General features: G+C 73.1%; 26 protein-coding genes and 1 pseudogene. 16 read left to right on the top strand and 11 right to left on the bottom strand.

Annotation, left to right across the window (positions count from 1 at the left end; genetic code table 11):
• Positions 1 to 115 precede the first annotated feature (115 nt).
• Together WDV06_RS08855 and WDV06_RS08850 are read left to right on the top strand one after the other, a co-directional pair.
• A pseudogene (locus WDV06_RS08855) lies at positions 116 to 241 on the top strand (IclR family transcriptional regulator); the annotation flags it as partial.
• 65 nt (positions 242 to 306) lie between these two features.
• Complete coding sequence (locus tag WDV06_RS08850) at positions 307 to 1,104, top strand: S16 family serine protease (RefSeq protein WP_395509081.1); 798 nt, start codon at positions 307 to 309, stop codon at positions 1,102 to 1,104.
• Here the strand turns inward: WDV06_RS08850 and WDV06_RS08845 are convergent.
• From WDV06_RS08845 to WDV06_RS08830, 4 genes are all read right to left on the bottom strand, one after another.
• Positions 1,034 to 2,335: an MFS transporter gene (locus tag WDV06_RS08845; RefSeq protein WP_395509080.1), complete on the bottom strand. Its 1,302-nt coding sequence runs from the start codon at positions 2,333 to 2,335 to the stop codon at positions 1,034 to 1,036. The genes WDV06_RS08850 and WDV06_RS08845 overlap by 71 nt on opposite strands.
• Positions 2,332 to 2,568 (bottom strand): hypothetical protein, encoded by a 237-nt coding sequence (locus WDV06_RS08840; protein WP_395509079.1) that lies wholly within the window; start codon positions 2,566 to 2,568, stop codon positions 2,332 to 2,334. The genes WDV06_RS08845 and WDV06_RS08840 overlap by 4 nt, the downstream gene beginning before the upstream one ends.
• Before the next feature lie 50 nt (positions 2,569 to 2,618).
• Complete coding sequence (locus tag WDV06_RS08835; protein WP_395509078.1) at positions 2,619 to 3,233, bottom strand: ArsR/SmtB family transcription factor; 615 nt, start codon at positions 3,231 to 3,233, stop codon at positions 2,619 to 2,621.
• 77 nt (positions 3,234 to 3,310) lie between these two features.
• Positions 3,311 to 3,781 (bottom strand): Lrp/AsnC family transcriptional regulator, encoded by a 471-nt coding sequence (locus WDV06_RS08830; RefSeq protein WP_395509077.1) that lies wholly within the window; start codon positions 3,779 to 3,781, stop codon positions 3,311 to 3,313.
• A 129-nt stretch (positions 3,782 to 3,910) separates the two neighbouring features.
• On the opposite strand from WDV06_RS08830, the gene hppD reads away from it, so the two are divergent.
• Positions 3,911 to 5,056, top strand: coding sequence for a 4-hydroxyphenylpyruvate dioxygenase (hppD, locus tag WDV06_RS08825; protein WP_395509076.1), 1,146 nt, complete (start codon positions 3,911 to 3,913; stop codon positions 5,054 to 5,056).
• Between the two features lie 71 nt (positions 5,057 to 5,127).
• Here hppD and WDV06_RS08820 read toward each other — a convergent pair whose 3' ends face one another.
• The gene (locus tag WDV06_RS08820; RefSeq protein WP_395509075.1) at positions 5,128 to 6,669 is read right to left on the bottom strand and encodes a tetratricopeptide repeat protein; all 1,542 of its coding nucleotides are present in this window, start codon (positions 6,667 to 6,669) and stop codon (positions 5,128 to 5,130) included.
• Between the two features lie 96 nt (positions 6,670 to 6,765).
• Here WDV06_RS08820 and WDV06_RS08815 point away from each other — a divergent pair, with 96 nt between their 5' ends.
• Positions 6,766 to 8,157, top strand: a complete 1,392-nt coding sequence (locus tag WDV06_RS08815) for an FAD-binding oxidoreductase (RefSeq protein ID WP_395509074.1) — start codon at positions 6,766 to 6,768, stop codon at positions 8,155 to 8,157.
• 26 nt (positions 8,158 to 8,183) lie between these two features.
• Here the strand turns inward: WDV06_RS08815 and WDV06_RS08810 are convergent, their stop codons facing one another.
• Complete coding sequence (locus WDV06_RS08810) at positions 8,184 to 8,675, bottom strand: SsgA family sporulation/cell division regulator (RefSeq protein WP_395509073.1); 492 nt, start codon at positions 8,673 to 8,675, stop codon at positions 8,184 to 8,186.
• A gap of 301 nt (positions 8,676 to 8,976) precedes the next feature.
• Here WDV06_RS08810 and WDV06_RS08805 point away from each other — a divergent pair, with 301 nt between their 5' ends.
• Together WDV06_RS08805 and WDV06_RS08800 are read left to right on the top strand one after the other, a co-directional pair.
• Positions 8,977 to 10,791 (top strand): RDD family protein, encoded by a 1,815-nt coding sequence (locus tag WDV06_RS08805; RefSeq protein WP_395509072.1) that lies wholly within the window; start codon positions 8,977 to 8,979, stop codon positions 10,789 to 10,791.
• Positions 10,792 to 10,872: 81 nt separating this feature from the next.
• Positions 10,873 to 11,616, top strand: a complete 744-nt coding sequence (locus tag WDV06_RS08800) for an RDD family protein (protein WP_395509071.1) — start codon at positions 10,873 to 10,875, stop codon at positions 11,614 to 11,616.
• Between the two features lie 21 nt (positions 11,617 to 11,637).
• Here the strand turns inward: WDV06_RS08800 and WDV06_RS08795 are convergent, their stop codons facing one another.
• Entirely contained in the window at positions 11,638 to 11,952 is a 315-nt protein-coding gene (locus WDV06_RS08795) for a hypothetical protein (RefSeq protein WP_395509070.1), read from the bottom strand.
• 501 nt (positions 11,953 to 12,453) lie between these two features.
• On the opposite strand from WDV06_RS08795, the gene WDV06_RS08790 reads away from it, so the two are divergent.
• Complete coding sequence (locus WDV06_RS08790; RefSeq protein WP_395509085.1) at positions 12,454 to 14,808, top strand: immune inhibitor A domain-containing protein; 2,355 nt, start codon at positions 12,454 to 12,456, stop codon at positions 14,806 to 14,808.
• A gap of 113 nt (positions 14,809 to 14,921) precedes the next feature.
• Positions 14,922 to 15,224: a hypothetical protein gene (locus WDV06_RS08785; protein ID WP_395509069.1), complete on the top strand. Its 303-nt coding sequence runs from the start codon at positions 14,922 to 14,924 to the stop codon at positions 15,222 to 15,224.
• A 54-nt stretch (positions 15,225 to 15,278) separates the two neighbouring features.
• Here WDV06_RS08785 and WDV06_RS08780 read toward each other — a convergent pair whose 3' ends face one another.
• Complete coding sequence (locus tag WDV06_RS08780) at positions 15,279 to 15,887, bottom strand: isochorismatase family protein (protein ID WP_395509068.1); 609 nt, start codon at positions 15,885 to 15,887, stop codon at positions 15,279 to 15,281.
• Positions 15,888 to 16,660: 773 nt separating this feature from the next.
• On the bottom strand, positions 16,661 to 17,989 hold the full coding sequence (locus WDV06_RS08775) for a nicotinate phosphoribosyltransferase (protein ID WP_395509067.1): 1,329 nt from the start codon (positions 17,987 to 17,989) through the stop codon (positions 16,661 to 16,663).
• Positions 17,990 to 18,091: 102 nt separating this feature from the next.
• On the opposite strand from WDV06_RS08775, the gene clpS reads away from it, so the two are divergent.
• From clpS to WDV06_RS08740, 7 genes are all read left to right on the top strand, one after another.
• Positions 18,092 to 18,406 (top strand): ATP-dependent Clp protease adapter ClpS, encoded by a 315-nt coding sequence (gene clpS, locus WDV06_RS08770; protein WP_366452208.1) that lies wholly within the window; start codon positions 18,092 to 18,094, stop codon positions 18,404 to 18,406.
• A complete protein-coding gene (locus WDV06_RS08765; protein ID WP_395509066.1) occupies positions 18,406 to 19,005 on the top strand; it encodes a DUF2017 domain-containing protein in 600 nt (199 codons plus the stop codon). Before clpS ends, WDV06_RS08765 begins: the two co-directional genes overlap by 1 nt.
• A 317-nt stretch (positions 19,006 to 19,322) precedes the next feature.
• Positions 19,323 to 20,774, top strand: a complete 1,452-nt coding sequence (locus WDV06_RS08760; protein WP_395509065.1) for an amino acid permease — start codon at positions 19,323 to 19,325, stop codon at positions 20,772 to 20,774.
• Between the two features lie 150 nt (positions 20,775 to 20,924).
• A complete protein-coding gene (locus WDV06_RS08755) occupies positions 20,925 to 21,347 on the top strand; it encodes a M67 family metallopeptidase (RefSeq protein WP_395509064.1) in 423 nt (140 codons plus the stop codon).
• Positions 21,348 to 21,424: 77 nt separating this feature from the next.
• Entirely contained in the window at positions 21,425 to 21,532 is a 108-nt protein-coding gene (locus tag WDV06_RS08750; RefSeq protein WP_311736929.1) for a putative leader peptide, read from the top strand.
• A gap of 85 nt (positions 21,533 to 21,617) precedes the next feature.
• A complete protein-coding gene (locus tag WDV06_RS08745) occupies positions 21,618 to 21,896 on the top strand; it encodes a MoaD/ThiS family protein (protein ID WP_362066082.1) in 279 nt (92 codons plus the stop codon).
• Complete coding sequence (locus WDV06_RS08740; protein WP_395509063.1) at positions 21,896 to 22,846, top strand: PLP-dependent cysteine synthase family protein; 951 nt, start codon at positions 21,896 to 21,898, stop codon at positions 22,844 to 22,846. Before WDV06_RS08745 ends, WDV06_RS08740 begins: the two co-directional genes overlap by 1 nt.
• A 133-nt stretch (positions 22,847 to 22,979) precedes the next feature.
• On the opposite strand, the gene WDV06_RS08735 is transcribed toward WDV06_RS08740, so the two are convergent.
• Positions 22,980 to 23,333: a DUF488 domain-containing protein gene (locus WDV06_RS08735; RefSeq protein ID WP_395509062.1), complete on the bottom strand. Its 354-nt coding sequence runs from the start codon at positions 23,331 to 23,333 to the stop codon at positions 22,980 to 22,982.
• Positions 23,330 to 23,752 carry a hypothetical protein gene (locus WDV06_RS08730; RefSeq protein ID WP_395509061.1) on the bottom strand — a complete coding sequence of 141 codons (423 nt, stop codon included), beginning with the start codon at positions 23,750 to 23,752 and terminating at the stop codon, positions 23,330 to 23,332. The genes WDV06_RS08735 and WDV06_RS08730 overlap by 4 nt, the downstream gene beginning before the upstream one ends.
• Before the next feature lie 207 nt (positions 23,753 to 23,959).
• Between WDV06_RS08730 and WDV06_RS08725 the strand changes: the two genes are divergently transcribed.
• The gene (locus WDV06_RS08725; protein ID WP_395509060.1) at positions 23,960 to 24,712 is read left to right on the top strand and encodes an MBL fold metallo-hydrolase; all 753 of its coding nucleotides are present in this window, start codon (positions 23,960 to 23,962) and stop codon (positions 24,710 to 24,712) included.
• Positions 24,713 to 24,736: the final 24 nt, after the last annotated feature.

Genomic DNA, 24,736 nt, shown 5'->3' with positions numbered 1-24,736 from the left:
CGCCCCCGCCCCCCCCGCCCGCCCCGCCGCCCCGCCCCGGCCGGCCCCCCCCCCCCCCCCCCCCCCCCCCCCCCCCCCCGCCCGCGCCCCCCCGCCCCCCCCCCCCCCCCCCCCCCCCCTGGTCGGCATCACCGGCCTGGAGGGCAGCGTGGGCGTCGTCATGCTCGCCGACGCCGTGCCGGAGCGGGTCGGGCCCCGCGTGGTCGACGCGGCCCGCGAGGTCGCCGACGCCCTGCGCTGACCCCGGCCGGCGGACGCGGCCGCGGGCGGCGCGGTCCGCGTGGTCCGGGTCGGTAGATTGGCCGGGTGCTCTCTCGCCTCACACGTCTGCCGCGCCCCACCGCCCTGGCCGTCTGCGCCGCGCCCGTCCTCGCGCTGTTCGCCGTCGCGGCCCTCGCTCCGCTGCCCTTCGTGGTGGCCGTCCCGGGGCCCACGGCCGACGTGCTGGGCTCCGACCAGGGCAAGCCGGTGATCACCGTCACCGGCGCCCCCGTCCGGGAGACCAAGGGCCAGCTGCGCATGACCACCATCCGGGCCACCGGCCCCTCCTCGACCATGCGGCTGCACGAGCTCGTCGACCACTGGTTCAGGAGCGACGAGGCGGTCATGCCCAGGGAGTCGGTCTACCCGTCGGGCGGAAGTGACAAGGAGATCGAGGAACACAACCTGGAGGAGATGAACCAGTCGCAGTCGGCCGCGGAGGCCGCCGCGCTCGGCTTCCTCCACAAGGACCCCAAGTCCGTCAAGGTCGACCTCAATCTCGCCGACGTGGGCGGCCCCAGTGCCGGCCTGCTGTTCACCCTCGGCATCGTCGACAAGATCGACGGCGACGGCAGCGGCGGCGACCTCACCGGCGGCCGCAGCATCGCCGGCACGGGGACGATCAGCGCGGACGGGAAGGTCGGCGCGGTCGGCGGCGTCGGTCTGAAGACCCAGGCCGCCCGCCGCGACGGGGCGACGGTCTTCCTCGTCCCCAAGGCCGAATGCTCCGACGCCAAGTCCGAGCTGCCCGCCGGGCTTCAGCTGGTTCCCGTCACTTCGCTGACGGATGCGGTGAACGCGCTGCGGGCGCTGAACCGGGGTGAGGGCGTTCCGGCCTGTTGACGGGGGCCGACGGCTTGGCGTCCATCTGGCGCCAGGCCGGGAAGAGGACCGGGCTCAGCGTCGTCAGCAGGTAGACGGCGCCGAAGGCGAGCAGGGCCCGGGTGACGCCGAGGGCGTCGACCAGCAGGCCCGCGGCGAGGCCGCCCACCGGCATGGCCAGTTCGCAGCCCGCCGTGGTCACGCCCGAGACCCGGCTGCGCAGTTCCTCGGGCACCCTCTCGAAGATCACCGTGGTCAGGACGGGGTTCAGCACGCCCGCGCCCAGGCCCGCCAGGGCCATCGTCACGGCGAGGGGGAGCGGGGTGTCGGTGACGGCGGCGACGACGTAGCGGGTGGCGCCCGAGACCAGGAAGGCCCCCGCGAACACCGCCCGGCGCGGGAAGCGGTCGCCCCACGCCCCGTAGAGGAGGGCGCCGAGCAGGGCGAAGCCGCCGAAGAGGGAGATCATCAGGCCGAGGGCGGTGGCGCCGCCGAGGTCTTCCCGGCCGTGGACCGGCAGGAGGACGGAGGACCAGCCCTGGTCCAGGCCGTTGGTCGTCATCACCATGAGGGTGATGCCCAGGAGCAGGCGCGAGCGGGTCAGGAACCGCCAGCCCTCGGCGAGTTCGGCGCGGTAGGCGGCGAACGAGGGCTTCTCGGAGCCGCGTTGGGGTTCGGCGGCGGGAAGGCCGCGCACGAAGGCGGAGACCAGCAGTGCCGACACGGCGAAGGTGGCCGCGTCCATCAGCAGGATCGTCTCCGCGCCGAGGACCGCGATCAGCAGGCCGGCGAGGGCCGCCCCGATCATCCGGGCCCCGCGCGAGACGGCGTCGTAGAGGCTCGCCGCCCGGGCGACGGTGGTGCCGGCGTGCTCGGCCAGGTTGGGCAGCAGGACGGAGCGGGCGGTCAGGCCCGGCGTGTGCACGAGGCCGCCGAGGGCCATGAGCGCGCACAGCATCCAGAACTCCAGCAGTCCCGCGTAGTGCAGCAGCGGGATCGCGCCGACCGAGGCGGCGCAGACCAGGTCGGAGGCGGCGGAGACCCGGCGGCGGCCGATCCGGTCGATGACCGGGCCGCCGACCAGGGCCGCGACGACGATGGGCAGGGTGGCGCAGAAGGCGACGACCCCGGCCCGTCCGGCGCTGCCCGTGGTCTGGAGCACGAACCACGGGACGCCGATCAGGGTGAGTGAACTGCCCGCTATGGAGATGGTGTTGGCGGCCAGGACGGCCGCGAACGGGCGCCGGCTCATACGGCGTGCCGGTGGACGCGGGCGCGGAGGTGCTCGGGGCGCATCAGGCGGGTCCCGGCGGCGACCAGGGCCTCGCCGAGCCGGTCGCGCAGGGCGGTGGGCGCGGTGGGCGCGGTGGGCGCGGCGGTCGGGGCGGCGGGGGCGGCGTCGTGGGTGAGGCGCCAGGCGGCGGCCTCGGCGGCGAGTTCGGCGGTGCGGGCGGCGTGTATCCGGGTGTGCGTGAAGGCGTGCATGACAGGACTCCTTCGGAGCGGGTGGAGGAAGGGAGGGGAGGGGGGTGGCGCTACGCGCGGCCGCGGCGCGGGAAGGCGTGCGTGTGGAGGCGGACCGTCTCGGTGTCCTCGGCCTGCGGCAGGTCGCGGTAGCTGTTCACCAGGTCGTGCATCTTGTGGATCAGTTCGGTGGCCTGGGCGGGGGTCAGGCGGAGCGTGAAGTCGCTCATGTCGGTCGAGGAGCGCCACTCCCTCGGCCAGGTGTGGGAGTCGCCGAGCCAGGTGGTGAGTTCCTGGGTGTGGATGGTGGCGATCTCGTGGAGGAAGGCGTCGGCGGCGCCGCGCGTCTCCGGGTCGCTCTCGTCGTACATCAGTGTCTCGTCGAAGGCCGTGCCCTGGTGGACCGCCTGCCACCAGCGCTCGCGGCCCTTGCCGTGGCCGGGCGCGTCCTCGACGAAGCCGTGGGCGGCGAGCTGGCGCAGGTGGTAGCTGGTGGCGCCGCTGGACTCGCCGAGCCGCTCGGCCAGCTGGGAGGCGGTGGCCGGTCCCTCGTGGCGCAGGGCGGCCAGCATGCGCATGCGCAGGGGGTGGGCGAGGCCGCGCAGGGAGCGGGCGTCGAGCGTGCGGACGGCGGGCTGCTTCGGGTCGGCCGGCTGCTGCGGGTTCTCGGCGTTCGTTTCGGGCATGGCTCAACCGTAGGCTTGCAAAGGGTTCTATGCAAGGGTTTCTTTGCAAGCTTTTCTTTGGACGCCGGCGGACGCCGTCAGCGGTCCCCGGCCGCCTGTTCCACCAGCGGGATGATCCGCAGCGGTACCGGGTTCTCCATCACGATCGCCGTCGACGCCCGGACGATCCCCTCGAAGCCGACGACCCGGTCGATGACCCGCTGGAGGTCGGCGTTGGACCGCGCCACCAGCCGGCACAGCATGTCCCCGTGCCCCGTCGTCGTGTGCAGCTCCAGCACCTCCGGCACCCCGGCGAGGTGGGCCCGTACGTCCGCACCCTGCCCCTGCTTGATCTCCAGCGTGGCGAAGGCGGTGACCGGATAGCCCAGCGCCGTCGGGTCCACCTGGGGCCCGAAGCCGCGGATGACCCCGTTCGACTGGAGCCGGTCCAGGCGCGCCTGCACCGTGCCGCGCGCCACCCCGAGCCGGCGCGAGGCCTCCAGGACGCCGATGCGCGGCTCGCGCGCCAGCAGCACGATCAACCGTCCGTCGAGTTCGTCGATAGCCATGGAAACCTTCCCTCGATCGGCTGGTCATACTGCACAGATCTCTCAGCCATCCTCAGGCTCCGCTGGTCAATCTGTACAGCAGAAATGGAAACTATTGCGCAGCTTGTGGAACGGCGGGACGCTGCGCACATGACTGAGACCCTGGACACCACCCCGCAGACCGCGCGTGAGGCGGACCCCTTCCCGGTGAAGGGCATGGACGCGGTCGTCTTCGCCGTGGGCAACGCCAAGCAGGCCGCGCACTACTACTCGACCGCCTTCGGCATGAAGCTCGTCGCCTACTCCGGACCGGAGAACGGCAGCCGGGAGACCGCCAGCTACGTGCTGACCAACGGCTCCGCGCGCTTCGTCCTGACCTCGGTCATCAAGGCGACGACGGACCACGGCCGCTTCATCGCCGAGCACGTCGCCGAGCACGGCGACGGCGTCATCGACCTCGCCATCGAGGTCCCGGACGCGCGCGCCGCCTACGCGTACGCCGTCGAGCAGGGCGCGCGCGGCCTCGACGAGCCGTACGAGGTCAAGGACGAGCACGGCACGGTCGTGCTGGCCGCGATCGCCACCTACGGCCAGACCCGCCACACGCTCGTCGAGCGCGTCGACTACACGGGCCCCTACCTGCCGGGCTACACGGCCGCCGCCCCGATGGTCGAGCCGCCGGCCAAGCGGACCTTCCAGGCGATCGACCACTGCGTCGGCAACGTCGAGCTGGGCCGCATGAACGAGTGGGTCTCGTTCTACAACAAGGTCATGGGCTTCACGAACATGAAGGAGTTCGTGGGCGACGACATCGCCACCGAGTACTCGGCGCTGATGTCGAAGGTCGTCGCGGACGGCACCAAGAAGGTGAAGTTCCCGATCAACGAGCCGGCGATCGCGAAGAAGAAGTCGCAGATCGACGAGTACCTGGAGTTCTACAACGGGCCGGGCGTGCAGCACATCGCGCTGGCGTCGAACGACATCGTCGCGACCGTGCGGACCATGCGCGCGGCGGGCGTGGAGTTCCTGTCCGTGCCGGACGCGTACTACGACACGCTCGGCGAGTGGGTCGGCGACACGCGCGTGCCGATCGACGAGCTGCGCGAGCTGAAGATCCTCGCGGACCGGGACGAGGACGGGTACCTGCTGCAGATCTTCACCAAGCCGGTGCAGGACCGGCCGACGGTGTTCTTCGAGATCATCGAGCGGCACGGGTCGATGGGCTTCGGCAAGGGCAACTTCAAGGCCCTGTTCGAGGCGATCGAGCGGGAGCAGGCCATTCGCGGCAACCTCTAGCCCACGGTCCCGGGTCCCGGTCCGGCCCCGCCGCGCGTCCTGCGGCGGGGCCGGCCGTCCTCCGGGCGGGGTCAGGCGGCCGACGGGCCGGGCTTCGGCTGCCGGGGCTTCGCCGGGGCCGGCTTCGGGTCGGGCTTCTGCGCCGCCGGCTTCGGCTTCGGGCGCGGCTTCGGCATCTCCGGGGCCACCCACGGCGTGCGCGGCTGCATGTTCTCCGGGCCGCCCGGCGCCGGCTGGCCGATCGCCGCCAGGGCCTCCTTCGCCAGGGGCCCCCGTACCGGCGAGAAGTCCGGGTTGGTGCGCGCCACCTCCTGGAGGTGCCGCCGCGCCGCCGCCTCGTCACCGAGCCCCTGCTCGATCACCGCCCGGTGGTAGGCGAACTCCGCGCTCCGCAGCCCCGGTTCCGTCGCCTTCTTCGCGTACTCCAGCGCCGCCGTGTCCTCCCCTCCCCGGTGCAGCGCCCACCCCAGGGCGTCGGCCACCTGCATGCTCTTGTGCCGCTCCCACTCCGCCGACAGGCGGCGCACCGCCGCCGCCGGGTCCCCGTGGTCGGCCTCGAACAGGCCCAGCACCACCTCCTGGTCCACCCCGTCCGCCGTGCTCCGCGCCGCCAGCACCGACACCGCCTCGTACTGCGCCCGCGCCTCCTGCGGCCGCCCCAGCGAGTCCAGCAGCTCGCCCAGCTCCAGCGCCAGCCGCGGCAGCGGCGTACGCCCCAGCGCCAGCCGGTAGTCGCGCACCGCCTCCCCGCTCCGCCCCAGCGCCGCCAGCGCCCGCGCCCGGCCGCCCAGGGCCTCCGCCTGCGCCGGGTCCGTGCGCTGGGCGGCCTCGTACTGGCGCAGCGCCTCGGCCGGGTCACCCCGCTCCCAGGCCAGCTCCCCGAGCCGGAACAGCACGTACGCCTTCTCCGCCGGGGACTTCGCCGCACCCCCCGCCGCCTCCAGCGCCACCACCGCGTCCTCGCGCCAGCCCCGGTCCCGGTACACCTGGGCCGCCCTCAGCTCCGCGGCCAGGCCCGGACGCAGCTCCTGCAGCTGTTCCATCGCCTTCTGGGCGCCCTTGTAGTCGCCCAGGCCCGTGTACGCGTCCACCAGCACGGGGAACGCCGTCCAGCGCCGCGGCGCCTGCGCCCGGACCAGCTCGCCCCACTTGCGGGCCGTCGCGAAGTCCCCCCGGGCGCCCGCCAGGGCGCCCATGCCCGTCATCGCGTCGAAGTTCCCCTTCTCCGCGGGCCGCACCTCCAGCGACCGCTTCAGGGCCCGCTCCGCCTTCGGGAACCAGCCGGAATCGGCCGTCCGCCGGGCCTGCTCCAGGTAGGCGGACCCGAGGACCGCCCACGAAGCGTCGTCGTCCGGATGCCCGGCGAGCCACTTCTCCCGGTCCGCCACCAGCGCCGTCAGGTCCACCGCCGCCACTGGGGCACCCATGCCCACCGCCGACGCGGCCCGCTCGCTCGGCCCCGGCGGGCGCGCGTCGTCGCCCGCGCGGGCGGGGCGGATCAGCAGGGTCGCGGCGATCAGGACCACCGTCACCGCGGCCGCCACCACCGTCTTGCGGCCGGTGAAGGTCACGGGCGGCGCGGGCTGCGGGGAATGCTCGTCGAAACCGTCCATGCGCTCACTGTGCGTCAATATGAAGAGGCGTCCCGGGTGTCCGAAGCCCGCCGCCGCCGTGTTCACACCGATGGCCCCGGCTGCCACTCTGGCCCCATGGACGACGACCTCGCCTCCCCGCCCCCCGGCCTGCTCACACGGCTGCGCGAGGGCCTCCCGCCCGAGGCGGTCCTCACCGACCCGCAGGTGACCGCCTCGTACGCCACCGACATGGCGAGCTTCTGCCCCGCCGGCGCCCCCGCCGCCGTCGTCCTGCCGCGGACCGTGGAGCAGGTGCGGCACGTGATGCGGACCGCGACCGCCCTACGCGTCCCGGTGGTCCCCCAGGGCGCCCGTACGGGCCTCTCCGGGGCCGCCAACGCCTCCGACGGCTGCATCGTGCTCTCCCTGGTGAAGATGGACCGGATCCTGGAGATCTCTCCCGTCGACCGGATCGCCGTCGTCGAGCCGGGCGTGGTCAACGCGGTCCTCTCCCGCGCGGTCGCCGAACAGGGCCTGTACTACCCGCCGGACCCCTCCAGCTGGGAGCAGTGCACGATCGGCGGCAACATCGGCACCGCCTCGGGCGGGCTGTGCTGCGTCAAGTACGGGGTCACCGCCGAGTACGTGCTCGGACTGGACGTGGTGCTCGCGGACGGCCGGCTGCTGCGCACCGGGCGGCGCACCGCGAAGGGGGTCGCCGGATATGACCTGACCCGGCTCTTCGTGGGCTCCGAGGGCACCCTGGGCGTGGTCGTGGGCGCCGTCCTGGGGCTGCGGCCGGCGCCGCCCCGGCAACTGGTGCTGGCCGCCGAGTTCCCCTCCGCCGCGGCCGCCTGCGAGGCCGTCTGCGCCGTGATGGAGGCGGGGCTGGCGCCCTCGCTGCTGGAGCTGATGGACCGGACGACCGTCCGCGCCGTCAACGCCCTCGGCAGGATGGGCCTGCCCGACAGCACGGAGGCGCTGCTGCTGGCCGCCTTCGACACCCCGGACGCGCCCGCCGCCCTCGCCGCCGTCGGCGCGCTGTGCGAGGCCGCCGGCGCGAGCGCCGTCGTACCCGCCGAGGACGAGGCGGAGTCGGAACTGCTGCTCCAGGCCCGGCGGATGTCCCTCACCGCGCTGGAGGCGCTGCGGCCCGCGACGATGATCGACGACGTGTGCGTGCCCCGCTCGCGGCTCGCCGAGATGCTGGACGGCACGGCCGCCGTCGCGCGGGCGTACGACCTGCTGATCGGAGTCTGCGCGCACGCGGGGGACGGCAACACCCACCCGGTCGTCTGCTTCGACCCCGCGGACGAGGACGAGGCGCGGCGGGCCCGGGAGTCCTTCGACGAGATCATGGCGCTCGGACTGGCCCTGGGCGGGACCATCACCGGGGAGCACGGGGTCGGAGTGCTGAAGAAGGAGTGGCTGGCCCGCGAACTCGGTCCCGTCGGGCTGGAGATGCAGCGCGCCGTCAAGCAGGCCTTCGACCCGCTCGGGCTGCTGAACCCCGGCAAGGTGTTCTGAGGGCCGGTCCCGGCGGTCGCCGCCCCTCACAGGTCGCCGTCCGAGGACTCGTCCGAGGGCCACGGGTCGCGCAGCCACAGCTCGTCGGCCGGGGTCGGGGCGAGCAGTTCGGCCAGTGCCTCGTCCAGGCAGAGCCGCTCCGCCTCGGTCCCGGGCGGGACGACGCGCAGGGTGCGCTCCAGCCAGGCCGACACGGCGCCGGCCGGGGCCTCCAGGAGGGCGTCGCCGTCGGGGGAGCTGAGCGCCATGCACAGGACGGACTCGTTGTCGATCTTCGTGGGCCAGATCCGGACGTCCCCGTGGCCGCAGGGGCGGAACACCCCCTCGACGAGCAGCTCGCGGGCGAAGGTCCAGTTGACGGGGGCGCTGGTGCCGGTGTGGAAGGTGATGTGCACGGCGTAGGGGTCGTCGGTGAGGTAGAGGAGCTTCGCGGGGACGCGGATGCCGCGCTCCGGGGACAGGACCAGCCGGAGCTCCAGCTCGCGCTCGATGACGGGGTTGACGGGGTGGTGGTGCACGGCGGCCTCACTTCGCTGCGTCGGTTGCGGTCGCGGGGCGCGGACCGCCCCACGCCCGGAGAGAGCGCCGATGTGCCCGGGTATGACGCGACTTCCGGCACCGATTTCGAGGTTGGCCGAAATCTGTCGGATGACCGGAATCGGTGGGCTGAGGTGAAGGGAGGGCCGGAGGTGGGGTGAGGTTCGCTCAAAGGCTTGGAATCTGCCGTTACCGGACCTGTCGGGAGGGGGTTCTTGGCTATGGTCCTCCCCTTGGGTCCTCCCCTGCACAAGCCTTGAGCCACGATCGGAGTTGGGGACATTGACGGCCTCCCCTGGTGACGGCGAGCACGCGGCCCGCGAGGGCTACTACCCCGATCCGTCCATCCCCGGGTTCGTCCGGTACTGGAACGGCGCCGCCTGGGTCCCGGGTACGAGCCGTCCCGCCCCCGCCCCGGCCCCCGTGTCGGTGGAGGAGACGGGGCCGGTGTTCCTCGACGAGACCTCCGCGTCCGAGGCCCTGCCCGAGCCCTCCTCCGGCGGATGGCGGAAGGAAGCGGCGTCCGGGAGGTGGGAGGACGGGCCCTCATCCGAAAGGTGGGAGGACGAGGCGTCGCCCGCGGGGTGGCGCAAGGAGGCGGCGCCCGCCGACGCCCGGCGGGCCGACGGCGCGCCCGGCACCCGGCGCGACGACCCGTCGCCGCAGGAGCGGCCCTCCGCGCCCGGCGCCGGCCGGGAGGCGCCGTCGGGCGGGGGCTGGCAGGCGGATCCCGCGCACCAGGCAGGGTTCGGCGGGCCCCGCGACGTCCGGGTCTCCTGGGGCGGCCCGGACGTCGGGGAGCCCGAGGACGCCCGGCCCGGCGGGATCTCCCTGACCCGGCCCGCCCCCGCCGCCCCCGCCGCCCGGAGGCTGCCCGCGCAGGCGGCCGCCGAGAGCGTGGGCATCCTCTCGGCCCGCCCGCCGGCCTGGCCCGACGCCCCCGGCACCGGTGTCTCGGGGCTCACGTCCAGCTGGCCCGAGGCGACCCCGCAGGCGACCCCGCAGGCGGCCGCGGCCCCGGCGGCCGCCCCCGTCCGCCCGGCCGGCCCCGACCCGGGCGCACGGGCGGGGAGCCCGCTGCCGGCCCGGTCCTCCGCCCCCGCGCGGACGACGGCCCCCGCACCGGAGCCCTCCGGCCCCGCCGCCGAGCCGGCGTGGCACGGGATCCCGCACCCCGCGGACGACCCCGCCCGGGAGTGGCCCGACGCCCCGCAGCTCCCCTCCGCGCCGCGTCCGGGCCGGAACCGCTCCGACGCCCCGGTGCGGGAGTGGGCCGGCGACCCGGAGGCCGGGGCGCCGGTCCGCTACGGCCGGACGGCGGGGTCCGCGGAGGAACCCGGGCGGGGTGCGCACCCCGGTCCGGCGCGGGGTTCCGTGACGGCCGGGCGGGGCCGTCCGGACGCGGCGGAGGCCGACCACGGCCGGGCTCCGGCTGCGGCCCCCGGTCCGCGGCCGGAGGCTTCGCCGCCCGCCGCCCGCGCCGCGGCCCCCGCCGCGCCGCCCGTCCCCGCGGGGCCCGGCGCGCACGCCCCCGCTTCCGCGCACGCCCCGTCGTCCGCCCCCGCCGTGTCGCCCGAGGCACCCGTACGGGAGGACGCGCGGGCCCTCTTCGAGCGGATGGCGGAACGCGCCGTGCGGCCCGCCGGGCTGGCGCGCAGGGGGCTGGCCAGGACGGTGGACTCGCTCGTCCTCGCCGGAGTGGCCGTAGGCGCCGCGGCGCCCCTCGTACCCGGGGTGAGGGCCCATCTCCAGGCCAAGGTCGACGCCGCCCGGGCCGGCGGCCGCACGACCACCGTATGGCTGCTCGACGCCACCACCGCCGGCCGACTCGGCCTCGTCCTGGCCGCCGTCCTGCTGTTCGCGGTGTTCTACGAGGTGCTGCCCACCGCCCGTTGGGGGCGCACCCCGGGCAAGAAGCTGTGCGGGGTACGGGTGCTGGCCACCGCCACCCTGCGCCCGCCCGGTTTCGGCGCGGCCCTGCTGCGCTGGCTCGTGTACGCCTCCCTGGGGCTGCCGGGCGGCCTCTGGTGCCTCGTCGACCGTCCGCGCCGGCAGGCCTGGCACGACAAGGCCGCCCGGACGTACGTGGCCCGCTGACGGCCCGGGGGCCGCCGGGGGCGTCCCCCGGACGGACCCCGTGGCGTTGCGGGGCCGGTGGGGCCGGGTTCGACTCGGGCCATGAGCACCGACCAGCCGCCGCCGGGCCAGCCGCCCGAGGACGACCCGTTCCTCAAGAAGCCGCAGGAACCGACGCCTCCGGCGGGCGGTTCGCCGTACGGTTCGCCCCCGCCGGGCGGCGGCTACCCGCCCCCGCCCGGCGGCGCGGGCGGCGGGGCCGGCGGAAGCGGGGGGTATCCGCCCCCGCCCCCGCCTCCGCCCCCGTACGGCGGCGGGCCCGGCGATCCGTACGGCGGCGGGCACGGCTACGGCATGCCCGATCCGCTCGCCGGCATGCCCCCGCTGGCGGACACCGGCAAGCGGCTCGTGGCACGCCTCATCGACCTGGTGGTCGTGTTCGTGCCGCTCTGGCTCGTCCTCTTCGCGATCGGTTTCGCCCTGCCGTCCGACACCGACCCGAACGGGCAGATGACCGAGTCCGCCTCGCGCTGGTTCACCGGCGCCGCCCTGCTGTGGTGGCTGCTCTACGTGGCCGTATGGATCGCCTACGACTGGTACTTCACGCAGAGGACCGGCCAGACCCTCGGCAAGAAGGCGATGCGGTTGCGCGTGGCGATGCTCAACGACGGCAGCGTGCCTCCGTCCGGCGCCGCCCTCGGCCGGGCGGCCACCCTCTGGGTGCCGGTCTTCCTGTGCTGCGGCCTGTGGTGGGTCGTCGTGGGCATCTCGATCCTGGTCGACCAGCCCTACAAGCAGGGCCTGCACGACAAGGCCGCCAAGACCGTGGTGGTCTCGGTGCCCTGAGGCCTGCGCCGGGGCGGCGCCTCAGTGGTGAACGGAGTGCTCCACGGGGGCCGTTCGGGGCTCCGGCACCCGGGCGGCGGTGTCGGTGCCCGCGTCGGCCCGTACCGTGCCCGGGACCGCCGCGGCCGGCCGGGTTCCGCGTGCGGCGGCGTGCCGGCCGCGGCGGCGCGGAAGGGGCACGGTGAGGGCGACCAGCAGCCCGAGGGCGAGCGCGGCGGCGGAGATCACCGCGACCCCGACCCCCGTGCTCGTCTGCGAGAGCAGCAGCATGGCGATCGTGGACACGATGACGGTGGCGGAGCCGTAGGCGAGCTGAGCGGCAGTCGGACGCGGCATGACGTGTTCCGTCCTCGGAGGCGGGAGGTGCACAGGTACGTCGGCTCGGAGTCCGCTCGGCGGTCGCGCGCGTCGAGTGGCCCATACGACCGATGCCCGAGGAGGGCCACAGGTAAGCGCGACCTTACCCACGGCGCCGGAGCACGGGGGGCGCACGGGGGTCACAAACCCGGTCACATGCCCGGTCGCACACCTGGTCGCAACGGGACGACATCGACATGTCGGCGGCCCCTTCGCCCCGGAAGGCCCCGATGACTCCAAACGTCCGAATAGCGGAACTGGCTGACCGCATAGTGCAGTTGTAAGGAAGAAGTCAAGGTCTGTCTTTTCTTTAGACTCTCCGGTCAAATGTCGTCACTTGAGACGCGCGCCGCGCGGAACCCCCCACTCCTTTGGAGACGTTCCGACCAAACGCCCGCGGCCGCGGGAGGGGAACGACATCAAGTGACCGGCAACTCCGCAAGGCGTCGCGCGATGCGCGCCGCCGTAGTCGGCGTGACCATGGCGGCAACGGCCGCCTCGGGCGCCTTCTTCGCCACGGCCCAGGCCGACACCAGCTGGGGCGGCGTGCCCGCCTCGGGCAAGCAGGACCCGACCGCTCCTGCCCAGGAGAAGGTCAAGCACGACCTCGAAACCCCGTTCAGCAAGCAGCAGGCGCAGGCGCGCGAGGCTGCCCTTGACCAGGTGCTGGCGGGCAAGAAGCAGGTCGAGCAGCGCGGTGCCTCGAAGGTCGTCAAGCTCGACGACAAGAAGTACGTCGAGCTCGGCCGCGAGAAGACCGACAAGATCTTCACCATCCTCGTCGACTTCGGCGACCAGGTCGACAACACGACCATGTTCGACCCGGACGGCCCGGACGGCCCGAAGCCGCCGCAGCCCAAGTACGGGGGCACGCCCGGCCCGCTGCACAACCAGATCGCGCAGCCCGACCGCGCGAGCAACAACAGCACCGCCTGGCGCAAGGACTTCAGCCGCGACTACTTCCAGGACCTGTACTTCGGTACCGGCCAGGGCAAGAACTCGCTGAAGACCTACTACGAGAAGACCTCCTCCGGCCGCTACTCGGTCGACGGCCAGGTCTCCGACTGGGTCAAGATCCCGTACAACGAGGCCCGTTACGGCTCGAACTACTGCGGCCAGACCAACTGCTCCAACGTGTGGGACGCCGTCCGCGACGGTGTGAACGCGTGGGTGGAGGCCCAGAAGAAGGCCGGCAAGTCCGACGCCGACATCAAGGCCACGCTGGCGCAGTACGACCAGTGGGACCGCAACGACTACGACGGCGACGGCAACTTCAACGAGCCCGACGGCTACATCGACCACTTCCAGATCGTCCACGCGGGCGAGGACGAGTCGGCCGGCGGCGGCGTGCAGGGCACGAACGCGCTGTGGGCGCACCGCTGGTACGCCTACGGCACGGACGTCGGCAAGACCGGCCCCGCGGGCAACAAGGCCGGCGGCACCCAGATCGGCGACACCGGCATCTGGGTCGGCGACTACACGATGCAGCCGGAGAACGGCGGCCTCGGCGTCTTCGCGCACGAGTACGGCCACGACCTCGGTCTGCCGGACCTCTACGACACCTCCGGTGGCGGCGAGAACTCGGTCGGCTTCTGGTCCCTGATGTCGGCGGGCTCCTGGCTCGGCGAGGGCAAGGACTCCATAGGCGACCTCCCGGGCGACATGACCGCCTGGGACAAGCTCCAGCTGGGCTGGCTGAACTACGACACGGCCAAGGCCGCGACGAAGTCCACGCACAAGCTGGGTGTTTCGGAGTACAACACCAAGGACAAGCAGGCGCTGGTCGTCGAGCTGCCCAAGAAGCAGGTCAAGACCGACATCGTCGCTCCCGCCGAGGGTTCCTCGCAGTGGTGGAGCCAGATGGGTGACGACCTCAAGAACACCCTCACCCGCTCCGTCGACCTGACGGGCAAGAAGTCCGCGGCCCTCTCCCTCAAGGGCTGGTGGGACATCGAGCAGGACTACGACTTCCTCTACACCGAGGTCTCCACGGACGGCGGCGCCACCTGGACCGCGCTGGCCGGCACCGCCGACGGTGCGGCCCTCCCGGCCGACGCCTCCGGCGCCCCCTCGCTGACCGGCGTCTCCGGCGCCTGGAAGTCCCTGAACTTCCCGCTCGACGCCTACGCGGGCAAGAAGATCGACCTCCGCTTCCGCTACCAGACGGACGGCGGCGCGGGCGGCAAGGGCTTCACGGCCGACGCCATCACCCTGACCGCCGACGGCGCGGCGCTGTTCACCGACGGTGCCGAGAACGGCGACAACGGCTGGACCGGCAAGGGCTTCCAGCGGGTCGGCGCGGGCTTCACCAAGGAGTACCCGCAGTACTACATCGCGGAGAACCGCCGCTACGTCTCGTACGACCACACCCTGAAGGTGGGCCCGTACAACTTCGGCTGGGCCAACTCGAAGCCGAACTGGGTCGAGCACTACCCGTACCAGGACGGTCTGCTGATCTGGCTGTGGGACAAGTCGCAGAAGGACAACAACACGAGCCAGCACCCGGGCTCGGGCCTGATCCTTCCGATCGACGCCAACGCCAAGCCGATGAAGTGGGCCGACGGCACGCTGCTGCGCAACAAGATCCAGCCGTACGACGCCCCGTTCAGCGCCTACTCGACGGACGCGTTCACCCTGCACAAGAACGGCGAGTCGCTCTTCGTCAAGCCGAAGCCGGCCAACCTGGTCTTCGACGACCACAAGGGCAAGTACTACTACGACGAGAACCCGACCGGCTCGGTGAAGGTCGCTGACACCAACACCAAGATCAAGATCGCGAAGGAGACCTACGACGGCCTCCAGATGACGATCGAGGTCGGCCCCTCGGGCAAGTAATGGCCTGAAATCGCAGGTCAAAGCATGATCGGCCGTCGCCCTCTAGCGGGCGGCGGCCGATCGCGTTTAGATGCGGGGGACGACTGTTCTTATTGACGGGGGAGCTGAGGATCATGCCAGGTGGAGGTTTCGTCAGATTGCCGGGCGGCAGTGTCGTGGTCGCGCTGACGCTGCCGAGGCCGTCCGGCGAGGCCGGGAACGTCCGCGTGCTGGTGCACGCCGCGAACCGGGCCCGCGCCCTGACCAGGCTGCGGAACCTCGGCATGCGGGCGGTGTACCTCCGGGGCAACGCGCAGCCCCCGACCCCGGACGAGATCACGGCGGTGCTCCACCATCCGGACGGCCTCCTGTGGCGGGGCGCCCCGGACGCCGCGGCGGAGCTGTGGCACCCGATCCGGGCCCTGCTGGGGCGGTAGGGGGTCCGCCCCCGGGGCCCCGGGGGCTTCCGCGGCTCCCTGGGGCTTGCGGGGTCAGGCGTGGGGGCGGGCGCCGCCCACGGTGCCGACGAGGGTCACACCGGCCGTCCGGAGGTCCTCCAGGGCCTTCTCGGTGGTGCGGGGGGCCACGGCGGCCGTCAGGTCCAGCAGCACCCGGGTGGTGAAGCCCTCGCGGGCGGAGTCGAGGGCGGTGGCGCGGACGCAGTGGTCGGTGGCGATGCCGACGACGTCGACCTCGCTCACGTGCCGCTCGCGCAGCCACTGGGCGAGGCCGCGGCCGTTCTCGTCGGTGCCCTCGAAGCCGCTGTACGCGGCCTCGTACGCGCCCTTGTCGAAGACGGCGGAGACGGCTCCCGAGGCCACGGCGGGCGCGAAGTTCGGGTGGAACCCGACGCCCTCGGTCCCGGCGACGCAGTGCGCGGGCCAGGAGTTCTCGTAGTCCGGCTCCGCCGGGGGGAGGGCGAAGTGCGGGCCGGGGTCGATGTGGTGGTCCCGCGTCGCCACGACGTGCCGGTAGCCGGCGGTGGCGTTGCCGATCAGCTCGGTGATCGCGGCGGCGACGTCGGCGCCGCCGGTGACCGCGAGGCTGCCGCCTTCGCAGAAGTCGTTCTGTACGTCGACGACGATCAGTGCGCGGTGCATGTCGCGTGCCCTTCGGCTTGGTGTGGATGGTCGTGCGGTGCGGTGCGTCGGGCCCTGCGGGGGCTCTTCCCCCACCCCGCCCCTTCCCGAAACTGGGACCCTGCCCCAGCCCCCGTTCCCTCGGAGTCGGGCGCCTTCCGGCGCCGGCCGGGCGAGCGTCCCGGGGCGGAGCCCCGGGACACGGCTCCGCGCAGCAGCCAGGGCGCCCCCGACCGGGACGGGGGGCCGCCCCGCCCGACCTGCCGCCCTGCGGGCCGGGCCGGACCCGTCGCCGGCCTGGGAGCGCCTGGGCCGGAGCCGGGAGGGCCGGAGCCCGGGCCCCGCAGGGCCGGGCCGCGGCCGTCGCCCGGCCAGGGCCTGCGGGAACGCCGCTGCGGGGAGAGGGCTCCGCGCAGCGGCCAGGGCGGCCCCGAGCCGGGCGAGGGTGGCCCCCCTCGCCCGCCCCGCAGGCATGCCCGGGCCCGCAGGCCGGTCCGGCGCGGGGCCGGTACGGCCCCGGCCCGCAGGGCCGGGCCGGACCCGTCGCCCGGCCTGGGCCTGCGGGAGCGCCGGGGCTGAGCCGGGAGGGCGGGCGCCCCCGCCCGGTCCGCCCGGCCCGCAGGTCCGCCGGGCCTGCGGCCCGTACGGGCCGGGCCGGAGCCGTCGTACGGCCCGGGCCTGCGGGAACGCCGGGGCGGGGGCGGGAGACCGGAGCCGGCGGGGAGCGCCGGGGCTGAGCCGGGAGGCCGGAGCCGGCGGCGAGCGCCGGACGGGGTCGGGGGAGTGGCGCGCGGTTACGCGTACTCCGTGGGGATCACCGGTTCGCCGCGGGAGAGCTGCGTCGCGGACAGGGGGAGGCCCGCGCGGGCCGTGCGGTGGCGGGTGCGGGCCGCGTCCAGGGGCTCGCGGGCCACCACCTCGCCCGCCTTGACCAGCTGGACCAGCAGCTGCCGGTCCGCCAGGGCCGTCGGGACCGGCCCGGTCCCGACCACCTCCGCCTCCGCGACCCCGTCCGCGTCCAGCCTCCGCGCCGCCCACTTGCGGCCGCCGATCGACGTCTTCCCGCCGGAGGACTTCTTCGCCACCGGGACGAGCGGAGCCTTCGGGTCCGCCGACTCCGCCCGCGCGACCAGCTTGTAGACCATCGAGCACGTCGGGTGCCCGCTGCCCGTCACCAGCTGCGTGCCCACCCCGTACGCGTTCACCGGCGCCGCCGCCAGCGAGGCGATGGCGTACTCGTCCAGGTCGGAGGTGACCACGATCCGCGTGTCCGCCGCGCCCAGCTCGTCCAGCTGCTGCCGCACCCGGTGCGCGACCAGCAGCAGGTCGCCGGAGTCGATCCGGACCGCGCCCAGCCCCGTTCCGGCGACCTCCACCGCCGTGCGGACGGCCTCGGCCACGTCATAGGTGTCGACCAGCAGGGTGGTCCCGGAGCCCAGCGAGGCCACCTGCGCGGTGAACGCGTCCCGCTCGCTGTCGTGCAGCAGGGTGAAGGCGTGCGCGCTGGTGCCGACCGTCGGGATCCCGTACCGGAACCCCGCCGCGAGGTCGGAGGTCGAGGTGAAGCCGCCCACGTACGCGGCCCGCGAGGCGGCGACCGCCGCCAGCTCGTGGGTGCGGCGCGCACCCATCTCGATCAGCGGCCGGTCGCCCGCCGCCGAGGCCATCCGGGAGGCGGCGGCCGCGATGGCGGAGTCGTGGTTGAGGATCGAGAGGACGACCGTCTCCAGCAGCACGCACTCGGCGAAGCTGCCCTCGACCCGCAGGACCGGCGACCCGGGGAAGTAGACCTCCCCCTCCGGGTAGCCCCAGATGTCACCCGAGAAGCGGTACGAGGCCAGCCAGTCCAGCGTCCGCATGTCGACGACGGCCCGCTCGCGCAGGAACTCCAGCACGGCTCCGTCGAAGCGGAAGTTCTCCACCGCGTCCAGGACGCGCCCGGTGCCCGCGAGCACCCCGTAGCGCCGCCCCTCGGGCAGCCGCCGGGTGAAGACCTCGAAGACGGAGCGCCGGTCGGCCGTGCCGTTGGCCAGGGCGGCCTGCAGCATCGTGAGCTCGTAATGGTCCGTGAAGAGCGCTGTCGACGGCACGTCCACCGGCAGGCCCAGGTCCGCAGGGTTCATGGCACGGATGCTAGCGCACATTTCGTCAAAGTGACGAGATGTAGGCCGGCAGGTGCTCCCGGCAGGGGCCCGTTTGTGCGACGGGCCTGTCGCAGTGGCAGCATGGGACAAGTGAGTGTTGCTCCGATTGAGATCGAACGGACCGAATCGGCAGAGGAGACCTTCGCGGTCCCGGAACCGGACGTCCCCTGGGTGACCCTGGTCCACAACGACCCGGTCAACCTCATGAGCTACGTGACGTACGTGTTCCAGGCGTACTTCGGCTACCCCAAGGACAAGGCGACCAGGCTGATGCTCGACGTCCACAACAAGGGACGGGCGGTCGTCTCCAGCGGCACCCGCGAGGAGATGGAGCGCGACGTGCAGGCCATGCACGGCTACGGGCTCTGGGCGACCCTCTCGCAGGACCGCACCTGATGGGCGGCGTGTTCGAGCCCCTGAAGGGCGGCGGGGCCGCCGTCGCGCTGGACGAGATCGAGATCTCCATCCTGCGCTCCCTCGCGGTGCAGCTGCTGGAGCTGATCGGTCCGGGCGAGCCGGAGCCCGCCGAGGACGCCGACCCCCTCGCCGTGCTGTTCGCCGCCGAGGGGCCCACCGAGCCCCCGTCCGACCCGGCGCTGGCCCGGCTGTTCCCCGACGCCTACGGGGGTCCCGGCGCAGCCCCGGACGAGGATCCGGAGGAGCTGCGGGCCCGCTCGGCGGAGTTCCGCCGCTTCACCGAGAACGACCTGCGCACCCGCAAGCGGGAGGACGCCTTGGCCGTCGTGCGCAGCCTCGACGCGCTCACCCCGGCCGGTGACGGCGCGGCCGTGCTGGAGCTGGGCGGGGAGCTTCCCCTGCGCTGGCTCGGCGCCCTCAACGACCTGCGGCTGACCATCGCGGCCCGGCTGGAGATCACCGAGGACGAGCAGAGCTCCGAGCTGTACCGGCTGCCGGACGAGGATCCGCGCAAGCCGATGGTGATGGCCTACCTCTGGCTCGGCGGCCTCCAGGAGACCCTCGTCGAGACCCTCTGAGGACCCTCAACTGCGGACACTGTTCGCTCAGCGGACGCTCAAATCCGGATAACGATCAGATCACCGCCATGCGGTGATCTGATTGATTTTACGCCAAATGTCCATATTTGGCCGGTCGCTGTGCGGCCTTTCGACCCTTCCTCCGCCGTTAAGCGCGTGATAAATCTTCACGACCGCCGCCGGGACGCCACCCCTGTCCCCCGGCCCGCTTGAACCGGCTGACCGCCGGGTGCAACTCCATCCGTATCCGGGGGGATCGAGGACCCGATCCGCAGCCGTCTCAGGCGCGGGTCGGCGTGGAGAAAGGCGCACCAAACATGACCTCTGTGCAGGTCGAGCAGCACGACAGGACGCCCGGTGAGGGCGTGCAGGGCGACGGCGACGGCGAGGGTTACCACCGCGCGCTCGGCGCCCGCCAGATCCAGATGATCGCGATCGGCGGGGCCATCGGCACCGGCCTGTTCCTGGGCGCGGGCAAGGCGATCTCCAAGGCCGGCCCCAGCCTGATCCTGGCCTACGCCATCGTCGGCCTGGTCATCTTCTTCATCATGCGGGCCCTGGGCGAACTTCTCATGTACCGCCCCGTCTCGGGCTCCTTCTCCGACTACGCCCGCGAGTTCCTCGGCCCCTTCTGGGGCTATGCCACCGGCTGGACGTACTGGCTGTTCTGGGTCGTCACCGGCATCACCGAGGTCACCGCCGCCGCGAAGTACATGTCGTACTGGACGCACGACAGCTTCCCGCAGTGGGCCTACGCGCTGATCTTCACGGTCATCCTCTACGCCGCCAACCTGATCTCCGTGAAGCTCTTCGGTGAGCTGGAGTTCTGGTTCTCGATGGTCAAGGTCACCGCCATCGTCGGCATGATCCTGATCTGCGCCGGCATCCTCACCGTCGGCTTCTCCGACGCGGCCGCCGGCGCCTCGGTCTCCAACCTGTGGAACGACCGCGGCTTCTTCCCCAACGGCATCGGCGAGACGCTGATGACCCTCCAGATCGTCGTGTTCGCCTTCCTCGCGGTCGAGCTGGTCGGCGTCACCGCCGGCGAGTCCAAGGACCCGGCGAAGACCCTGCCCAAGGCCATCAACACCGTGCCGTGGCGCATCGCCGTCTTCTACGTCGGCGCGCTCATCATGATCATGTCGGTCATCCCGTGGTCGAACTTCAAGGCCGGCGAGAGCCCCTTCGTCCTCGCCTTCGAGAAGATGGGCCTGGGCGTCGGCGCCGCGATCGTCAACTTCGTCGTCCTGACCGCCGCCCTGTCCTCCTGCAACTCGGGCATGTACTCCACCGGCCGCATGCTGCGCGACCTCGCGCTCAACGGCCAGGGCCCGAAGTTCTTCACCAAGCTGACCAAGAGCGGCACCCCGCTCGTCGGCACCACCTTCTCCGCCGCCCTGATGCTCGTCGGCGTCTGGATCAACTACGTCGCCCCCGGCAAGGCCTTCGACTACGTCGTCTCCTTCGCCACCATCTCCGGCATGTGGGCCTGGATCGTCATCCTGCTCTGCCAGATCCGCTACCGCGCCAAGGCGGACCGCGGCGAGCTGCCCCAGTCGACCTTCCGCACCCCCGGCGCGCCGTACACCAGCTACTTCTCGCTGGCCTTCATCGGCATGGTCATCGTGATGATGGCCGTCGACGCGGACTCGCGCGTCTCGCTGTACTGCGCCCCGCTGTGGGGTCTGATCCTCGGCGTGTCCTACCTCGTCCTCAAGGCCCGCAACCCCAGCGGCGCCGCGTTCGCGAAGGCCTCCAGCTCCTCGTAGCCCGGCCGCGCGCCCCTCGCGTCCCGGCCGCCTGTCACGGCCGGGAACCGAGCCCCTCCGGACCTCGTGTCCAGCGGTGCTTGTCCAGGATATGGGCCCTCCCGTACCACACCTCGGTACGGGAGGGCCCGTCTGCTTATCCTGTGGCCCATGCTGACCCTCACCCAGGCCCTGTACGACCAGATCGTCGAACACGCGCGCAAGGACCACCCCGACGAGGCGTGCGGCGTCGTGGCCGGCCCCGCGGGCACCGGCCGCCCGGAGCGGTTCATCCCGATGCTCAACGCGGCCCGCTCGCCCACGTTCTACGAGTTCGACTCGAAGGACCTGCTGAAGCTCTACCGCGAGCTCGACGACCGGGACGAGGAGCCCGTGATCGTCTACCACTCGCACACCGCGACCGAGGCCTACCCCTCCCGGACGGACGTCACCTACGCCAACGAGCCGGGCGCCCACTACGTCCTGGTCTCCACGGCCGACACCGACGGCCTCGGCGAGTTCCAGTTCCGTTCGTACCGGATCGTCGACGGGGTGATCACGGAGGAAGAAGTGCAGGTCGTCGAGGCCTACTGACCACGATGTGGGCGGCAGACGTCCACGATGCGGGATCACACTCCAAACGGGGGACCGGGAATCGTTAACATGACCGCATGGTTTCCCACGACGTGAGCATCGAGACGCCCGGCAGGCTGCTGCTCGTGGCGCGGCTGCACGTCGACCTGTGCCGCCTCGCCAGCGCCATCTGTCCTGCCGCCTGAGCACCACGGCCCCGCGCGCGGGCCGCACGCGAGCGCGCCCTCTTCTCCCGCCTCTCCTTCACGACAGACACTGGAGCCCGCTGCCATGGCCATCGAGGTCCGCATCCCCACCATCCTCCGCACCTACACCGACGGCGAGAAGGCCGTGACCGGTGAGGGCGCCACGCTCTCCGAGCTGTTCGCGGACCTGGAGACCCGTCACAAGGGCATCGAGGAGCGCATCGTCGAGGGCGGCCAGCTGCGCCGCTTCGTGAACGTCTACCTCAACGACGAGGACGTCCGCTTCATCGACGGCATCGCCACCGCCCTCAAGGACGGGGACAGCGTCACCATCCTCCCGGCCGTGGCCGGCGGCTCGAAGTAATGCGGTACGACTCCCCGCTAGCGGCGGTCGGCAACACCCCGCTGGTCCGCCTCCCGCGGCTGTCCCCCTCGGAGGACGTCCGGATCTGGGCCAAGCTGGAGGACCGCAACCCGACCGGCTCGATCAAGGACCGCCCGGCGCTCCACATGATCGAGCAGGCGGAGAAGGACGGCCGCCTCTTCCCCGGCTGCACCATCCTGGAACCCACCTCCGGCAACACGGGCATCTCGCTCGCGATGGCCGCGAAGCTCAAGGGCTACCGGATCGTGTGCGTCATGCCGGAGAACACCTCGCAGGAGCGCCGCGACCTTCTCGCGATGTGGGGAGCCGAGATCATCTCGTCGCCGGCCGCGGGCGGTTCGAACACCGCCGTGCGCGTGGCGAAGGAACTGGCCGCCGAGCACCCCGACTGGGTGATGCTCTACCAGTACGGCAACCCGGACAACGCCGGCGCCCACTACGCCACGACCGGCCCCGAGATCCTCGCGGACCTCCCCTCGGTCACCCACTTCGTGGCGGGCCTGGGCACGACGGGCACCCTGATGGGCGTCGGCCGCTACCTGCGCGAGCACGTGCCCGGGGTGAAGATCGTGGCCGCCGAGCCGCGGTACGACGACCTCGTCTACGGCCTGCGCAACCTCGACGAGGGCTTCGTACCCGAGCTGTACGACGCGTCGGTCCTGACGACCCGCTACTCGGTGGGCTCGGCCGACGCGGTCACCCGCACCCGTGAACTCCTCCAGCAGGAGGGCATCTTCGCCGGCGTCTCGACCGGCGCCGCCCTGCACGCGGCGATCGGCGTGGGCCGCAAGGCGGCCGCGGCCGGGGAGTCCGCCGACATCGTGTTCGTCGTGGCCGACGGCGGCTGGAAGTACCTGTCCACCGGCGTGTACACGGCGGCGACGACGGAGGAAGCGATCGAGGTCCTCCAGGGCCAGCTCTGGGCGTAGCCACCCCTGGGGGCTCTGCCCCCGGACCCCCAGCACCTCACACGCCGGCGGGGCTGCGCACAGCCCCGCCGGCGTGTGAGGCGACCGGGCGCGGAGCGCACGGTGCACACCCGCCCGCCCCCACTCACCGGCACTACTCCGCGAGGTGCTCCGCCAGGATCGCCGCATGGCTGGAGGCCGGGTCACGGACCGCCGTGAGCAGCGTCAGCGGGCCGGACGCCGCCAGGCCCCGGAGCCGGTCGAGTTCCGCCCCCGCCCCCGCGAGCTCCGCCTCGTACCGCCGCCGGAACTCCTCCGCCGAGCCGCCCCCGTGGAACCACTTCCTCAGCTCCGTCGACGGCGCGAGCGCCTTCGGCCACTGGTCGACCGCCGCCGCCTCCTTCGACAGCCCGCGCGGCCACAGCCGGTCGACGAGGACCCTTACGCCGTCCGCCCCAGGCTCGGGGGGATCGTAGACCCGCCGCAACCGGACGCCCCGGCCGCTCATCCGGCACCGCCCCCCAGCCCCTTGGCCTCGTCCCACAGCACCGGGTCCAGCGTCCCCAGCCTGCGCCGGAACTCCCACACCGAGACCTCCTCCGGCCGGTCCGCCTCCAGGAAGCCGCCCCGGCCCCGGACGCCGACCATGCCCGGCGGCAGCGGGATGACCCCGGGCCGCCGGTCGTCGTACTTGCCCACGATCCACGCCACCCGCGCCGACTCCCGGTGCGGCCGCGCCGACAGCACCAGGCAGGGCCGCCCGTCCGCCAGGCTCCACAGCTCGCCGGCCCGCACCCGTGGCGGCGGCCCCAGCCCGTGCGGCGGCGCCGGGGGCGCGCCCGCCCGTCTCCTGACGTGCCGGGGGAGCAGCACCACCCCCACCACGGCGACCGCCGCCACCACGGCGAACCACCAGGACGTGTCCATGGACCGACCGTAGCGGCGACGGCCGCCTCCGGCGCGGCAGCGACGCGGCAACGCCCGTACCCCCCCGTCGCTCCCCTGGGTGACAGCACAGGTGATTCCCCCCACAACGGCCTGCCGCAGAGGAGCGACCGGAGGTTTCGCGCCTTACGCTCGACGCACGCACGGCCCGCACTCCGTCCACGGACCGTCCACGGAGGTTCACGCTCCATGAAGCTCACCGTCGTCGGCTGTTCGGGATCGTTCCCGTCCGCGGATTCGGCTTGTTCGAGCTATCTCGTCGAGGCCGACGGCTTCCGGCTGCTCCTCGACATGGGCAACGGCTCCCTCGGCGCGCTCCAGCGCCACTGCGGTCTCTACGACCTCGACGCGATCTTCCTGAGCCATCTGCACGCCGACCACTGCATCGACATGTGCGCCTACTTCGTCGCCCGCTACTACCGGCACGAGGGCGGCCGCTGCGACGCCCTGCCCGTGTACGGTCCGGAGGGCACCGAGCAGCGCCTGACCACGGCCTACGAGGACGTCCCGGACGAGCGTTCGATGAGCGAGGTCTTCGACTTCCGGACCCTGAAGTCCGCCGCCTTCGAGATCGGACCGTTCACGGTCCGCACCGAGCGGGTCCGCCACCCGGTCGAGTCGTACGGTATCCGCGTCGAGCACGGCGGCCGGGTGCTGGCGTACTCGGGGGACACCGGGGTCTGCCCAGAGCTGGGGATGCTGGCCGAGGACGCGGACCTGTTCCTGTGCGAGGCCTCCTTCACGCACGGCAAGGAGGCCATCCCGGACCTCCACCTCAACGGCCGCGAGGCCGGGGAGTACGCGCGCGCCGGCCGGGTCGGCCGGCTCGTGCTGACGCACATCCCGCCGTGGACGGACGCTGCTCGGAACGTCGCGGACGCCCGTGCGGTCTACGACGGCCGCGTCGACCTCGCGTACGCCGGGGCCGTCTACGAGGTCTGAGCCGGGTCCGGGAGCCCGGCACGA

It is taken from the genome of Streptomyces racemochromogenes, from assembly GCF_044129415.1.
GTDB lineage: Bacteria > Actinomycetota > Actinomycetes > Streptomycetales > Streptomycetaceae > Streptomyces > Streptomyces racemochromogenes_A.
This window is presented reverse-complemented; position numbering and strand designations above follow the sequence as displayed.

Excerpts from the sequence above, each read along its gene's own strand:
- WDV06_RS08845 (WP_395509080.1), bottom strand. The coding sequence starts at position 2,335 with ATGAGCCGGCGCCCGTTCGCGGCCGTCCTGGCCGCCAACACCATCTCC.
- WDV06_RS08840 (WP_395509079.1), bottom strand. The coding sequence starts at position 2,568 with ATGCACGCCTTCACGCACACCCGGATACACGCCGCCCGCACCGCCGAA.
- WDV06_RS08835 (WP_395509078.1), bottom strand. The coding sequence starts at position 3,233 with ATGCCCGAAACGAACGCCGAGAACCCGCAGCAGCCGGCCGACCCGAAG.
- WDV06_RS08830 (WP_395509077.1), bottom strand. The coding sequence starts at position 3,781 with ATGGCTATCGACGAACTCGACGGACGGTTGATCGTGCTGCTGGCGCGC.
- hppD (WP_395509076.1), top strand. The coding sequence starts at position 3,911 with ATGACTGAGACCCTGGACACCACCCCGCAGACCGCGCGTGAGGCGGAC.
- WDV06_RS08820 (WP_395509075.1), bottom strand. The coding sequence starts at position 6,669 with ATGGACGGTTTCGACGAGCATTCCCCGCAGCCCGCGCCGCCCGTGACC.
- WDV06_RS08815 (WP_395509074.1), top strand. The coding sequence starts at position 6,766 with ATGGACGACGACCTCGCCTCCCCGCCCCCCGGCCTGCTCACACGGCTG.
- WDV06_RS08800 (WP_395509071.1), top strand. The coding sequence starts at position 10,873 with ATGAGCACCGACCAGCCGCCGCCGGGCCAGCCGCCCGAGGACGACCCG.
- WDV06_RS08795 (WP_395509070.1), bottom strand. The coding sequence starts at position 11,952 with ATGCCGCGTCCGACTGCCGCTCAGCTCGCCTACGGCTCCGCCACCGTC.
- WDV06_RS08790 (WP_395509085.1), top strand. The coding sequence starts at position 12,454 with ATGGCGGCAACGGCCGCCTCGGGCGCCTTCTTCGCCACGGCCCAGGCC.
- WDV06_RS08785 (WP_395509069.1), top strand. The coding sequence starts at position 14,922 with ATGCCAGGTGGAGGTTTCGTCAGATTGCCGGGCGGCAGTGTCGTGGTC.
- WDV06_RS08780 (WP_395509068.1), bottom strand. The coding sequence starts at position 15,887 with ATGCACCGCGCACTGATCGTCGTCGACGTACAGAACGACTTCTGCGAA.
- WDV06_RS08775 (WP_395509067.1), bottom strand. The coding sequence starts at position 17,989 with ATGAACCCTGCGGACCTGGGCCTGCCGGTGGACGTGCCGTCGACAGCG.
- clpS (WP_366452208.1), top strand. The coding sequence starts at position 18,092 with ATGGGACAAGTGAGTGTTGCTCCGATTGAGATCGAACGGACCGAATCG.
- WDV06_RS08765 (WP_395509066.1), top strand. The coding sequence starts at position 18,406 with ATGGGCGGCGTGTTCGAGCCCCTGAAGGGCGGCGGGGCCGCCGTCGCG.
- WDV06_RS08760 (WP_395509065.1), top strand. The coding sequence starts at position 19,323 with ATGACCTCTGTGCAGGTCGAGCAGCACGACAGGACGCCCGGTGAGGGC.
- WDV06_RS08755 (WP_395509064.1), top strand. The coding sequence starts at position 20,925 with ATGCTGACCCTCACCCAGGCCCTGTACGACCAGATCGTCGAACACGCG.
- WDV06_RS08750 (WP_311736929.1), top strand. The coding sequence starts at position 21,425 with ATGGTTTCCCACGACGTGAGCATCGAGACGCCCGGCAGGCTGCTGCTC.
- WDV06_RS08745 (WP_362066082.1), top strand. The coding sequence starts at position 21,618 with ATGGCCATCGAGGTCCGCATCCCCACCATCCTCCGCACCTACACCGAC.
- WDV06_RS08740 (WP_395509063.1), top strand. The coding sequence starts at position 21,896 with ATGCGGTACGACTCCCCGCTAGCGGCGGTCGGCAACACCCCGCTGGTC.
- WDV06_RS08735 (WP_395509062.1), bottom strand. The coding sequence starts at position 23,333 with ATGAGCGGCCGGGGCGTCCGGTTGCGGCGGGTCTACGATCCCCCCGAG.
- WDV06_RS08730 (WP_395509061.1), bottom strand. The coding sequence starts at position 23,752 with ATGGACACGTCCTGGTGGTTCGCCGTGGTGGCGGCGGTCGCCGTGGTG.
- WDV06_RS08725 (WP_395509060.1), top strand. The coding sequence starts at position 23,960 with ATGAAGCTCACCGTCGTCGGCTGTTCGGGATCGTTCCCGTCCGCGGAT.